The organism is Legionella sp. D16C41 (genome assembly GCF_048541585.1).
Taxonomy (GTDB): domain Bacteria; phylum Pseudomonadota; class Gammaproteobacteria; order Legionellales; family Legionellaceae; genus Legionella_C.
In genome coordinates, this window is sequence record NZ_CP183303.1 from 279,630 (window position 1) to 292,317 (window position 12,688).

Here is a 12,688-nt window from a genome sequence, read left to right on the forward strand (position 1 = left end):
AATGTTTACATATACATTAATTAAACGCCATCTACGTAGCCCGCTCTTAAATATATTGAGCTTTTGTTGGTATATTTATAATCAGTTTTATAAACTTTGTAGGCGAACTATAAAAATTTTATGGTGGACACTAACACTGCAATTAAAAAGTAAACTGCAAAATTATAAATTGCAATATTCAAGGAAGGAGGACGTTCACTACTTACCTTTACCAAAAGCTTACTCTTTAGTTGTTCCTTTTGAGTATGAGTGCCTATCTAAAAACTCCTTACCTACTATTGCTGTTATGTGTCATATGTACTACATAGATATGTTAGAAATATTTAAAGCTTACTTAACCAATATTCCTTATCGATTTGACTTATTTATAACAACTGACTCAGAAGATAAGAAAAGAATTATTGAAGCTAATTTATCTAGTTGGGAAAGCGGCAGCGTTATAGTTAAAATTGCGCCTAATCGGGGTCGCGATATAGCTCCAAAACTTATTACTTTCAAAGAAATTTATAGTAAATATGAATTTTGTCTTCATATTCATACTAAAAAGTCACCTTATCATGAAGTGCATGAGAAATGGCGTTCTTATTTACTTGATAATCTATTAGGATCAAAAAAAATAGTGCAAAGTATTTTTGAAATATTTAAGACTGAACCAGGTATAGGGATAATTGCGCCACAGCATTTTTGGCCCTTTCATTCCTCGATTGGGTGGGGTTATAATTTTGAAATTGCACAAAGATTTTCCTCTAAATTAGGCTTAAATTTAGCTCTAGATGGCCGACTTGATTTTCCTTCTGGCTCAATGTTTTGGGCACGATGCGCTGCGCTTATGCCACTATTAGATTGCAACTTATCTTTTGACGATTTTCCTGAAGAGGCAAATCAGAAAGATGGTACACTCGCACATGTTATTGAAAGACTTTATTTTTTAAGCTGTGAGCTTGCTGGTTTTCGATGGATAAAGATTATTTCTAGCTCCTATGCTAATACTACGAAAAGAATAATTGCTATTAATTCACCAAAAGATCTTAAAAAAGCAATAATAAAAAGCCAATATAAACTACTTACAACTAGTTCAGATAAAAGTCGACAGATAGATCAAATAAAAAATATAAGCACTATTTCAGCCTTTATTAAGAAAGTTAATTTTAGTAAGAATAAATTTAAAGTAGGTAATAGCTCAAAGCGATAACCGTTATAACTTATAAGTAACTTAACTTTCTTTATCTAAAATGACGCAACAAGCTATAGATAATGAACACAAGGTTAACTCAAAAACATACATTATGACTTATTAGTGAAGCTCTAGTATATGAGCTAAATATAAAGTTTATAAGTAAATTACTAGGAATAGTGATAGAATTTGTCGGGTTTCTTTCATGAAGAAATGCTCTATTAAAATATCAAGCTTGCCTAATAAATTTTTATTCTTGTAGTAAGTTTATTTATTGAATTAATATTTGGTTTACTGGCTACTGTTATGCAACAATTTATTATCAACATCAATTGGCTCGATGAGAATAACTATGAAAATCTTAATAACTGGGGGCGCTGGATTTATCGGCTCTGCTTTAATACGTTATATTATCGCAAATACTAAAGATAGTGTTTTAAACATTGATAAATTAACTTATGCTGCTAACTTACAGGCACTTGCATCTGTTAAAAATAATGAAAATTATTCTTTCAAGCAGATTGATATTACAGATGCACCTAAAATTAGTGAGGTTATAGCTGCTTATCAGCCAGATGCAATTATGCATTTAGCGGCTGAAAGCCATGTTGATCGTTCTATTGATGGCCCAGCAGAGTTTATTGCAACTAATATCATTGGAACCTATACGTTGTTAGAAGCAGCAAAGCAATATTGGTTGTCGCTAGCTGATGATAGAAAAAATAAATTTCGTTTTCATCATATTTCAACGGATGAGGTTTATGGTGACTTAGAAATTGAGGATGAAGCTTTTAAAGAAACTACACCTTACGCTCCTAGCTCGCCTTATTCAGCAAGTAAAGCAAGCTCTGATCATCTGGTTAGAGCTTGGCATCGGACTTATAACTTACCCGTTTTAGTAACGAATTGCTCTAATAACTATGGCCCTTTTCAGTTTCCTGAAAAGCTTATTCCTAAAGTAATTCTAAATGCTTTATCAGGTCAATCAATACCAGTTTATGGGCAAGGCACACAAATTCGAGATTGGTTATATGTAGAGGATCATGCGCAAGCGCTTTATCAAACATTAACGCAAGGTAGAGTAGGTGAAACTTATAATATTGGCGGTTGTAATGAAAAGAAAAATATCGAAGTAATTACAACTATATGTAATCTATTAGAAGAATTAGCTCCTCACAAGCCACAAGGTGTGAAGCAGTATGTTGATTTAATTAAACATGTCACGGATAGACCTGGCCATGACAAACGTTATGCTATAAATGCTAGTAAAATTGAAAACGAACTTGGCTGGCAGCCTAAAGAAACGTTTGAAAGTGGTATACGAAAAACTGTAATTTGGTATGTTAATAATTTAGCGCTAATTAAGTAATTTTAATTTTTAAGCCTGCTAGCTTGTAATAGTTTTTACTTATGCACCGAAAGGCTATATTTATTGCATATTCAGCGCAACTAAGTTTTTATTTAGTGTAATAGATCACTTAATGGCAAAGAACAGCGCTGTCATTCTCGCGTAGGCGGGAATCTATTTTTATATAAGCTCAGTGTGAGTATTAAGATAGATTTCCGCCTGCGCGGAAATGACAGAGTTCTTAAGTGGATAGCATTACCTATTTTATTACCCTTTACTTGAGAAGTGGAGTAACTAGTTATCAAACTAAGGTTTCATTTAGTATAATAGATCACCTAATGGCAAAGAATAGCACTGTCATTCCCGCGTAGGCGGGAATCTATTTTTGTATAAGCTCAGAGTGAGTATTAAGATAGATTTCCGCCTGCGCGGAAATGACAAAGTTCTTAAGTGGATAGCATTACCTATTTTATTACCTTTTACTTGAGAAGTGGAGTAACTAGTTATCAAGTAATTGGTGTAATTAGCTCTTCTTCAAGATGACGCAGGAGATATTGGCCATAAGCCGTTTTCTTAAACCTAAAAGCTTGTTCTAGAAGTTGATCAGAAGTAATCCAGCCAGAAGTGTAGGCAATTTCTTCAAGGCAAGCAATTTTTAAACCTTGACGCTGCTCAATGGTATGCACAAAATGACTTGCTTCTAATAAAGAGTCATGCGTACCCGTATCTAACCAAGCAAAGCCTCTGCCTAGAAGCTCTACGTAAAGTGTCTCATCGTCAAGGTAGAAACGATTAACATCAGTTATTTCTAATTCTCCTCGAGCAGATGGTTTTATGCTTTTAGCAATGTCTACAACGCGATCATCGTAAAAGTACAACCCGGTAACGGCATAATTAGATTTAGGCTTCTTAGGCTTTTCCTCAATACTGACTGCTTGACCTTGCTCATTAAACGAAACAACACCAAAACGCTCGGGATCGCTAACATGATAACCAAAAATAGTAGCACCGACTTCTCTAGTAGAGGCTTTTTGTAAGTTAGTTGAAAAACTTTGGCCATAAAAAATATTATCACCCAAAATTAAGCAACTATTATCGTTAGCGATAAATTTTTCTCCAATAATAAATGCCTGCGCTAATCCATCTGGTGAAGGTTGTTCTGCATAACTTAATTCAATACCAAACTGATGGCCATCACCTAATAATTCACGAAATTTAGGTAAGTCCTCAGGAGTTGAAATAACTAAAATTTCTCTGATACCTGCTAGCATTAGTACCGATAGAGGATAATAAATCATAGGCTTATCATAGATAGGTAGCATCTGCTTGGAAACACTTAAGGTAAGTGGATGTAACCTTGTTCCTGTTCCGCCAGCTAAAATAATACCTTTACGTTTTTTCATGATGTTGATCCTAAAATTTCTCTAATAGTCCTGGTAACGCCGAGGCGCCAATCTGGCAGATGAATAGAAAAGCTTTGTTGTAATTTCTGGGTATTTAATCTTGAATTCAGTGGTCTTAAAGCAGGAGTGGGGTATTCTTGGCTTGGAATCGCTAGTAAGTTCTTAATCGTAGTTGCTTTTTCTAAATTCTTTAATTCATCCACAATATATTGGGCAAAGCCATGCCAAGATGTCTCACCACTTGCACATAGATGATATAATCCGGCAAGTTCAGGATTTAGCGTAACAGCTTTTAACAGGTGGGCAGTCACATCCGCTAAAAGTTCAGCTCCTGTAGGTGCTCCTATTTGATCATTAATAATTTTAATCGTTTCTTTTTCTTGGCTTAAACGAAGAATGGTTTTAATAAAATTTTTACCATAAGTACCATAAACCCAACTGGTTCGTAAAATAAGATGATGGCAACCTGAATTTATAATTTCTTGTTCGCCTCGTAATTTACTTAGACCGTAAGTATTAAGCGGACTCGGTATATCACTTTCTTGCCAACCAGCATGGCCAGAGCCATCAAATACATAATCGGTAGAATAGTGAACTAGTAAAGCGCCTAATTGAGCACATTCCTTAGCCAAGATTGCTGGGGCTTCGGTATTGATTATTGTTGCTAAGGCTTGCTCACTTTCAGCTTTATCTACAGCAGTATAAGCAGCAGCATTAACGATAATATTAGGCTTAAAGAACTGAATAGTTCTTACAAGCCCTGATAAGTCTTCAAAATTGGCAGAGAATTCACTGTGTCTATCAAGTGCGATTAACTCGCCAAGTGGTGCCAAAGCACGGCTTAATTCCCAACCTAATTGACCACTTTTTCCAAAAAGAAGAATTTTCATGAGTAAATTAATACCTATCTTATTTATATTACAGGTAAATAATTGAGCTAAAATAGCATTCTTTTTTCTTCGACGAAAGTTATTTATAAATAAATTAAAAGCCTAGAAGTTAAGTTCGGCCATAATTATCTTCAAAGCGAATTATATCGTCTTCCCCTAAGTATTCACCACTTTGTACCTCAATGATAACTAAACTTAAAACACCAGGATTTTCTAATCTATGAAGACTACCAGCAGGAATATAAGTGGACTCGTTCATTCTAACTAACAGTTCTTTGTCATCATTAATAACGCGAGCCATACCGCTAACGACAATCCAGTGCTCACTACGATGATGATGCATTTGTAAACTGAGTTTTGCGCCTGGATTAACTTCAAGTCGTTTGATTTTGAAATTTTTTCCTTCATCTAAAATAGTATAGGTTCCCCAAGGACGATGGACAGTTTGATGTAGTTTGTAAGCTTTATGATCCTGGGCTTTTAAAGCCGTATATACATGTTTAACATCTTGCGCTTGACTCTTATCAGCAACTAGCACGGCATCGGAAGTATCAATAATAATTAAATTTTTAAGTCCAACTGTACTAACTAAACGATTATCACTTTGAATATAACAATTTTCAGTATTATATAAGAATGCTTCTCCATTGACTCTATTGCCTAAGTCATCTGCTGCCGCTAAATCACCTAAAGCGCCCCAAGAACCGATATCACTCCAGCCAATATCACAAGGAATTACAGCGATGGACGCTGTATCTTTAGCTGCAGGCTCCATTACAGCATAGTCAAAGGAATTACTTGGTACGTTAGCGAAATGTGTTTGTTGTAATTGGATTTGAGTGACGCTAGTATTTGTTGCAATGATTGCTTCATCTAAGCATTGTTTAACAGTTTCATAAATATCTTTACAATATTGTTGTAGATGCTTAATAGCTGTTCCTGCTGTAAAGCAAAACATTCCTGAATTCCAGAAGTAGCATCCAGCATCTAAATATTCTTTTGCTTTTTCAATAGAAGGTTTTTCAATAAATTGTTTAACTAAATAGCCAAGAGCGTGTTCAGACTGATCAGAAGAGGTAAAAGGGAAATTTTTATCTATATGAATATAGCCATAACCGCTTTCAGGTGCATTTGGTTTAATGCCAAAAGTTACCAACTTTCCATTTCTAGCAAGCTGAGTTGCTTGATCAACAGCGGTTTGAAAAGCATCTGGTAAACTAATTAAATGATCAGCGGGCAAAACTAATAAAATAGCTTCATCACCGTACTTTTTTCCTATCTGTAAAGCAGCGAGAGCAATCGCTGCAGCTGTGTTTCGGCCAAATGGCTCTAAAATATAAGATAAAAGTAGACCTTGCTGATTAATAGCACGATATTCATCTTCAGTTTTAAAAAATAATTCTCGATTTGTAACAGTTAAAATTTCTTTAACTTGTGGAATAGCCGCGCCTCTTAAGAAAGCTTTTTGTAAAAAACTTTGCCCGTCATCTAAACGTATAAAAGGTTTGGGATGTAGTTCCCGGGAAACAGGCCAAAGTCTTGAGCCTGCACCACCACAAAGGATTGTTGGAATAATATGCATGCAAGTATCTTAAATTCAATTATTAGTTATTAGACTTCTTTCGAAACTGCCATTGACGGCCAATCTCAAATGAAAAAGCACTTCAAAATGCTCATGTACTTTATGTACACTGTGCTTTTTCAGCGTTTTTTCATTTGACCTTATCTCATCACTAACAGTTTCGAAAGAAGTCTATTCTATAAGCCTTAAACAGCCCCTTTTTTAAATAAAACCTTAAGAAATGTTAAAAATAAAATTTTAATATCTAGCCATAGCCCATATTGCTCAACATACTCTAAATCAAGTTTTATTTTTTCACCGTGATTAATATTGCTTCTACCATTAACTTGCGCCCAACCTGTAATACCAGGTTTAACCTTAAGCCGTCTCAATTGTTTTTGGTTATAGCAATTGGCAATTTCTATTAATTCAGGACGAGGCCCAACTAAACTCATATTACCCATTAAAACATTAAAGAATTGTGGTAATTCATCAAGACTCGTTTTTCTTAAAATTTCACCTACACCTGTAAAATTTACTGCATGACTATTATCGCTAGCTTGTTTAAAGATAAAATCATCCGGTACTCCATTTTGCCATTGATAAGTCATAGGATTAGTTTGTTGTAATTTCATGGTGCGAAACTTGTATATATAGAAAGGTTTATTTAAATAACCTGCTCGCTTTTGGCGAAATAAAACTGGAAAGCCATCATCCATGACTATACAAATAGCAACCATTAGGTAAATAGGCAGCAGCAAAATTATAGCTGTTAAGCTGACTAAAATGTCAATACTTCTCTTTACATAATCATATAGTCTTTGCAATGATTTTGACATGTTTTTTATCAATATCTGTGTATTCTTCATTCTTTTTTAACCCACCTGTGCCATTGGCAATACCGATAATATGTTTTGGTTGCCAAACTGCGTCAAGTACTACATCTCCTTTTTTACCAATTATGCCACCTGCAACACAGTTTACTCCGTGTAGCATTACATAGCCTGCAATTGACTTAAAGAAGGAAGAATTAGCAATCTGATTATGGGCTACTAGTAAGGGTGTAGCAATTCTAACATCAAGCCGCATAATACTAATATTTTTTAGTACAGCCTTCTCTATAAAAGCAGAAGTTAAATTATTGATTCCTATATCCACTACAAATGCGTTTTGATTTAAGCAATCAAGGTAGGATACGTCAAGAATATTCTCAGCAGAAATTGCTGTAATTAAAACATCATGGAAAGATGATTTATTAAATTCATTTATTTTATATTCAGTATAGCTAGGTAAAATTAAATTTAAGGCTGTAATTACTTGTCTTGCTTTGTTTTCGTTTCTGCCTGTAAGAGTAATACAGGAATCATGTTCCGCTAAGCGTAAGGCAAGTTTTGTTGCAATATTGCCGGTGCCATAGATTAAAATTTTTTTTTTGCTTAATTGATAGTTAAAATACTGATTAACCAAATGATAGGCTGAATCTACCGTAATATCGTTAGGTTTATAAGGTAGGAGCTGACCTTTTACGGTTGTTTTGGCAAGATCCCATAAATGAATTGCTTGCTTGCGTTCAACGTCAACAAGAAAAGTGGTAATATATTGATCTAAATAAAGTAGTGCTTGTTTGGCAATTTTTTCATCAGTTAAAATAATACTTAAAACACGCTCCTTGCCAAATTGACGAAAAGGTAAAAGCCGATTTTCTCCGTGCTTTTTTGAAGTTGTGCTAATTAAAGCGATTGAGAGATTTTCAAAGTTCAATGCCTTAAGTTCTTCTAATAAGGACATAGGGCTCCTTTAAAGCTTAATAACAAATTCTAAAATCAGATAGTCTAGCATGTTTTATTCCTCTAATTGCATAAATTATAAGTTAATAACTTAGCAAATCTTTTATTGCATGGTTGATATATAATCCACTTTGTAAATATAAAATTATTAACGTATAATTTGTATACACAACATGGAAGGATAAAACCTATGAAAAAAGTTATGATACTCTTAGCTGTGTCATTGCTTGGTTTAGTAGGCTGTACAACAAGTGAATCAATTTATAATCCTCGTTATAATAGAGACTATGTTTACTCAGTAGGTTTTTATGGCTATCAGCCCCAATGGGTCACAAATTATTACTCCGGTGTTCCAACGCAATGTGGCTTAGGTTGTAGTCGTGTTTATCCACGTGGCTGGTATATGCGAAAGTGGTAGGCAACTTCAACATATAACGATTTATATTAGACTTCTTTTTAAACTCCTATATGGATGAGTAAGAAGTCTAATATTATAAATTTGCTAGCATATTTATAATATCTTCAATAAATTTTGCTTTGTATGCTAATTCTTCTTGCAGTCCTTAATGTTATACAAAATAATATTGTCCTTAAATGCAGGTATAGATAGTTATTTATATAGCATCATCCACTAAGTTTTATATTACGTGACGCTATATAAATCATACTTTGTTGTCATTGGAGGACATTTCAAGCCACAATTTCACAATTTAAAGATATTTTTTCTATGTTTAATTCTTATGCTCTGTATTACATGATTAATGCAATACTTAATTTTAAATTAAAAAGGAAAGATATACTGCTTCTGTAACAAACTTAATTTGATAATCGCTTATGAGGTAGCTGATGAAGGGCTGGATATTTTATAAGAGAAATGGACAGGAATTAACCGCCAATGATCATGGAGTAAATCGATTTTTATCAGTTGCTAATAAATTACAAATTGAATTAGAAATCTTTAAGCCAGAGCAATTTGACGTTATTGTTGCCAATCAAAAAGAAAAAATAATTCTGCTAAATGGGAAGCAAATTGATTTACCAGATTTCATTATGCCCCGCTTAGGTGCGGAAACCTCTTATCATACTTTAAATTTAATTCGTCAATTAGAATTATTAGGCGTTTGTAGCATTAATAATGCTGATGCTATTGCGACGGTAAAAGACAGGATTCGAGTAAGTCAATTATTAACTTATAATGAGTTACCTGTACCTAAAACCATGGCAATTAATGCCCCCATTTCGTTTGAACTAATTAAGCAAGAAATTGGTTATCCATTGGTGGTTAAAAATATGACTAGTGCTCGGGGTATTGGCGTGCATTTATGTGAGACAGCTGATTCTTTTCAAGATTTAATAGGCCTTTTAGGTTCACAATTTAATCAAAAATTAGTGATTCAACAATTTATCGCCAACAGTTATGGGCGAGATTTACGAATATTTGTTTTAGGGCAAGAAATAGTCGGCTGTATGCAACGGGTTGCAAAAGCTGGATTTAAAGCCAATTTTTCACTTGGCGGTAAGGTAAAACCGTTTGACTTAACACCTGAAATTACTCATTTAGCATTAGAATGTTCAAAAATTGTTAATTTAGATATTGCTGGTATTGACCTGTTATTTGGCAACGAGGGTTATTACATCTGTGAAGCTAATTCCTCTCCAGGATTTAAAGGAATGGAGCTTGCTACAGGCGAAGATGTTGCAACAAAAATTATGGATTATGTAATTAATAAAGTTAATCAACGCAATTCTAAAAATTAATTAAATGCTAGATTAGCATTAATCAAATATAGTAAGTTGCTATTTAAATAACCCCTCCATAGAGGGGTTAAAGAGGCTATTCTTTCGCACGTGAAACATATTCACCTTTACGAGTATCTACTTTAACTAGTTCACCCGTCTGAACAAATAAAGGTACTCTAACTACAGCCCCTGTTTCAAGAGTTGCAGGTTTACCACCGCCACCTGAGGTATCTCCTCTGACACCTGGATCAGTTTCGGTGATTGCTAAAATAACGAAGTTTGGTGGAGTAACTTGAATGGGCTCATTATTCCATAGGGTGAGAACACAGATATCTTGCTCTTTCAACCACTGTTCAGCATCAGCTAGAATTTCTCTATTTACGGCATATTGTTCAAATGTATCAGGAACCATGAAATGCCACTGTTCTCCATCATTATATAAATATTGCATTTCCACATCAGCCACATCAGCAGATGGTAATGTATCGCCGGACTTAAACGTTCGTTCAACAACGCGACCTGTCTTTAAGTTACGTATTTTGACTCGAGTAAAGGCCTGCCCTTTCCCTGGCTTAACAAATTCACAATCAATAATGCTACAAGGGGCATTATCAACCATAACTTTTAAACCATTTTTAAATTCATTTGTGCTATAAGTGGCCATTAGTGCTCCACAGTTGAGATTTGGTTTTAAATTAGATAGAGTTCACCAGTTTAGCAAGTATGTCTAATGAATGCGAGATTCTATTGTGAGTTGGAAAAAAATATTAGCTCAAGGCTTTACCTCTTCGTATGATTTACTGAAATTTTTAGAATTACCTGTAGAGTTAGCTAATGAAGCAGCAAGTAAACAATTTAAGACTCGAGTTCCTCATGGTTTTGCAACACGTATGCAAAAGCGCAACCCGCATGATCCATTATTGCTGCAAGTTCTCGCTACGGACTTTGAAATAGAAAAAGTAGAAAATTATACTAAAGATCCTTTAGAAGAAGCTAAAAGCAATCTTATACCAGGTTTACTCCATAAATACGAAGGACGAATTTTATTAACATTAACAGGGAGTTGTGCTGTTAATTGCCGCTATTGTTTTAGAAGACATTTCTCTTATCAAGATAATAATCCAGGCAAAGAAGGTTGGCAAAAAATAATTCAGTATTTGCAGGAGAATCCGAGTATTTATGAAGTTATTTTAAGTGGTGGTGACCCCTTAGTCGCGCCTGATAAGATGTTAGAAGAACTTATTAAGCAACTAGAGGCGATTGAGCATATAAAGATATTACGCATTCATACACGTATTCCTATCGTTTTACCTGAGCGTATAACTGATGCTTTTTTGCAACTATTAAAGGCTACATCGTTACATAAAATAATTGTTCTTCATTGTAATCATGCTCAAGAAATAGACAGTCAGGTTAAGGTTGTATGCCGAAAGTTAATTGAGGCTGATTGTACTTTACTAAATCAAGCAGTGCTTCTTAAGGGTATTAACGATCACGTCGATACGCTAACTAATTTGAGTAGGTCGCTATTTGATTGCGGTATTTTACCTTACTATCTACACTTGTTAGATAAAGTTACAGGTGCTGCTCATTTTGACTTACCGCTAGAAGAAGCGCGTAAGCTTTATCAGCAACTTCAAACAAAATTACCTGGTTATTTAGTCCCAAAATTAGCTTATGAAGAGCCAGGAAAAAAGAGTAAAACCTTGCTGTATTAACTGGATTTTTTTCAAACACTAATGAAAGACATCTCATTATAATTTCATATTTTTTTAAATACAGAACCAACAAATAGACCTAAGTCACCTAAAAAGGTTTGCCTATATATACCCAGCCGCTTTAATTTAAAAGCGTTAATAATAAATATCGCTTTGCGCGCTGCAATAAATTGATGAAGAATTAGCCTATTTTCTTTAATGAGTATATGTTCGATGGGTAATAAGGCTTGTATATTTTGATCAATCCACTGTTTTATACGGCCTTGAAACAATCCTTTGATTCTACAAAGGCGCGCCCCTATTCCCATATTGCCGCCAATTAAGTTCGCTTGATGTTGTCTGTAATTAACAGTGGGGTAAGAGTCATAAAATATTTTACCACCGGCTCCAGTAACTAATAAGTAAGTCCACCAATCATGGGCAATGAGGGAAGAATTTTCTCTAGTTAATTTTAAAAGAGTGAGGGTGGCGTGGTTAAATACCATCGTATTTCCACCACCAATATTTTGCACTAAAGCATTTAGAAATCCGGAAGGTTTTTGAAAGAGGGGCGAGAAGCCAATTTCATTTCCTTGTTCATCAATAAGCCTAGTCCTTGAGCAATATAAAGTAGGAATGGCGCTAGATATATGATCTATCCAATGCAGCGCTCTTTCTAATTTAGATAAATCCCAAATGTCATCTTGATCAGCATAAGCATAATAGTTTTCATCGGTATTGGCTCGGAAAACTAAAGATAGAAAGTTAGCTGCAAAGCCTTGCTTAGGGCCGTTGAATAAATAAATTTTATTTGGATAAAGTGCTTGATAATTATTTATAATAGTTATTGTATTATCATTTGAGCCATCATCAGAAACCCAAATTTCCCAATTTTTATGTGTCTGATTAATAATTGAATCAAGTTGTTCTATCAAGTAACGTTGTCCGTTAAATGTGCACATAAAAATAATAATTTTTGGATTAGTATTGCTTTTAATAATAGTCACTTTAAGAAAATAGTTTATTAGCTGATCTTAGGTAATTACATTATTTTTGTAAATATTTTACTAACTATTAAATTAACAAAG

General features: G+C 34.3%; 12 protein-coding genes. 5 read left to right on the plus strand and 7 right to left on the minus strand.

Annotation, left to right across the window (positions count from 1 at the left end; all coding sequences use genetic code 11):
- Nucleotide 1: 1 nt before the first annotated feature.
- Nucleotides 2-1,192 carry a rhamnan synthesis F family protein gene (locus tag ACNVED_RS01245; protein ID WP_419419962.1) on the plus strand — a complete coding sequence of 397 codons (1,191 nt, stop codon included), beginning with the start codon at nucleotides 2-4 and terminating at the stop codon, nucleotides 1,190-1,192.
- Nucleotides 1,193-1,526: 334 nt separating this feature from the next.
- Entirely contained in the window at nucleotides 1,527-2,543 is a 1,017-nt protein-coding gene (gene rfbB / locus ACNVED_RS01250) for a dTDP-glucose 4,6-dehydratase (protein ID WP_419419963.1), read from the plus strand.
- Between the two features lie 485 nt (nucleotides 2,544-3,028).
- Here the strand turns inward: rfbB and rfbA are convergent, their stop codons facing one another.
- From rfbA to ACNVED_RS01275, 5 genes are all read right to left on the minus strand, one after another.
- Nucleotides 3,029-3,925 carry a glucose-1-phosphate thymidylyltransferase RfbA gene (gene rfbA / locus ACNVED_RS01255; RefSeq protein WP_419419964.1) on the minus strand — a complete coding sequence of 299 codons (897 nt, stop codon included), beginning with the start codon at nucleotides 3,923-3,925 and terminating at the stop codon, nucleotides 3,029-3,031.
- The gene (rfbD, locus tag ACNVED_RS01260; RefSeq protein ID WP_419419965.1) at nucleotides 3,922-4,815 is read right to left on the minus strand and encodes a dTDP-4-dehydrorhamnose reductase; all 894 of its coding nucleotides are present in this window, start codon (nucleotides 4,813-4,815) and stop codon (nucleotides 3,922-3,924) included. Before rfbD ends, rfbA begins: the two co-directional genes overlap by 4 nt.
- A gap of 109 nt (nucleotides 4,816-4,924) precedes the next feature.
- Nucleotides 4,925-6,397 carry a mannose-1-phosphate guanylyltransferase/mannose-6-phosphate isomerase gene (locus tag ACNVED_RS01265; RefSeq protein WP_419419966.1) on the minus strand — a complete coding sequence of 491 codons (1,473 nt, stop codon included), beginning with the start codon at nucleotides 6,395-6,397 and terminating at the stop codon, nucleotides 4,925-4,927.
- A 185-nt stretch (nucleotides 6,398-6,582) separates the two neighbouring features.
- A complete protein-coding gene (locus tag ACNVED_RS01270) occupies nucleotides 6,583-7,215 on the minus strand; it encodes a sugar transferase (protein ID WP_419419967.1) in 633 nt (210 codons plus the stop codon).
- Complete coding sequence (locus tag ACNVED_RS01275) at nucleotides 7,187-8,164, minus strand: hypothetical protein (RefSeq protein ID WP_419419968.1); 978 nt, start codon at nucleotides 8,162-8,164, stop codon at nucleotides 7,187-7,189. The genes ACNVED_RS01270 and ACNVED_RS01275 overlap by 29 nt, the downstream gene beginning before the upstream one ends.
- A gap of 189 nt (nucleotides 8,165-8,353) precedes the next feature.
- On the opposite strand from ACNVED_RS01275, the gene ACNVED_RS01280 reads away from it, so the two are divergent.
- Nucleotides 8,354-8,581: a hypothetical protein gene (locus tag ACNVED_RS01280; protein ID WP_419419969.1), complete on the plus strand. Its 228-nt coding sequence runs from the start codon at nucleotides 8,354-8,356 to the stop codon at nucleotides 8,579-8,581.
- Nucleotides 8,582-9,009: 428 nt separating this feature from the next.
- Nucleotides 9,010-9,921, plus strand: coding sequence for an ATP-grasp domain-containing protein (locus ACNVED_RS01285; RefSeq protein WP_419419970.1), 912 nt, complete (start codon nucleotides 9,010-9,012; stop codon nucleotides 9,919-9,921).
- A 76-nt stretch (nucleotides 9,922-9,997) separates the two neighbouring features.
- Here ACNVED_RS01285 and efp read toward each other — a convergent pair whose 3' ends face one another.
- Nucleotides 9,998-10,567 (minus strand): elongation factor P, encoded by a 570-nt coding sequence (gene efp, locus ACNVED_RS01290; RefSeq protein ID WP_419419971.1) that lies wholly within the window; start codon nucleotides 10,565-10,567, stop codon nucleotides 9,998-10,000.
- A gap of 70 nt (nucleotides 10,568-10,637) precedes the next feature.
- Between efp and epmB the strand changes: the two genes are divergently transcribed.
- On the plus strand, nucleotides 10,638-11,621 hold the full coding sequence (gene epmB / locus ACNVED_RS01295) for an EF-P beta-lysylation protein EpmB (protein ID WP_419419972.1): 984 nt from the start codon (nucleotides 10,638-10,640) through the stop codon (nucleotides 11,619-11,621).
- A gap of 44 nt (nucleotides 11,622-11,665) precedes the next feature.
- Here the strand turns inward: epmB and ACNVED_RS01300 are convergent, their stop codons facing one another.
- On the minus strand, nucleotides 11,666-12,562 hold the full coding sequence (locus tag ACNVED_RS01300; protein ID WP_419419973.1) for a glycosyltransferase family 2 protein: 897 nt from the start codon (nucleotides 12,560-12,562) through the stop codon (nucleotides 11,666-11,668).
- Nucleotides 12,563-12,688 lie beyond the last annotated feature (126 nt).

What these genes read in the sequence shown, in the direction of transcription:
- ACNVED_RS01245 (WP_419419962.1), top strand. Translation starts at nt 2, where the DNA reads ATGTTTACATATACATTAATTAAACGCCATCTACGTAGCCCGCTCTTA.
- rfbB (WP_419419963.1), top strand. Translation starts at nt 1,527, where the DNA reads ATGAAAATCTTAATAACTGGGGGCGCTGGATTTATCGGCTCTGCTTTA.
- rfbA (WP_419419964.1), bottom strand. Translation starts at nt 3,925, where the DNA reads ATGAAAAAACGTAAAGGTATTATTTTAGCTGGCGGAACAGGAACAAGG.
- rfbD (WP_419419965.1), bottom strand. Translation starts at nt 4,815, where the DNA reads ATGAAAATTCTTCTTTTTGGAAAAAGTGGTCAATTAGGTTGGGAATTA.
- ACNVED_RS01265 (WP_419419966.1), bottom strand. Translation starts at nt 6,397, where the DNA reads ATGCATATTATTCCAACAATCCTTTGTGGTGGTGCAGGCTCAAGACTT.
- ACNVED_RS01270 (WP_419419967.1), bottom strand. Translation starts at nt 7,215, where the DNA reads ATGTCAAAATCATTGCAAAGACTATATGATTATGTAAAGAGAAGTATT.
- ACNVED_RS01275 (WP_419419968.1), bottom strand. Translation starts at nt 8,164, where the DNA reads ATGTCCTTATTAGAAGAACTTAAGGCATTGAACTTTGAAAATCTCTCA.
- ACNVED_RS01280 (WP_419419969.1), top strand. Translation starts at nt 8,354, where the DNA reads ATGAAAAAAGTTATGATACTCTTAGCTGTGTCATTGCTTGGTTTAGTA.
- ACNVED_RS01285 (WP_419419970.1), top strand. Translation starts at nt 9,010, where the DNA reads ATGAAGGGCTGGATATTTTATAAGAGAAATGGACAGGAATTAACCGCC.
- efp (WP_419419971.1), bottom strand. Translation starts at nt 10,567, where the DNA reads ATGGCCACTTATAGCACAAATGAATTTAAAAATGGTTTAAAAGTTATG.
- epmB (WP_419419972.1), top strand. Translation starts at nt 10,638, where the DNA reads ATGCGAGATTCTATTGTGAGTTGGAAAAAAATATTAGCTCAAGGCTTT.
- ACNVED_RS01300 (WP_419419973.1), bottom strand. Translation starts at nt 12,562, where the DNA reads ATGTGCACATTTAACGGACAACGTTACTTGATAGAACAACTTGATTCA.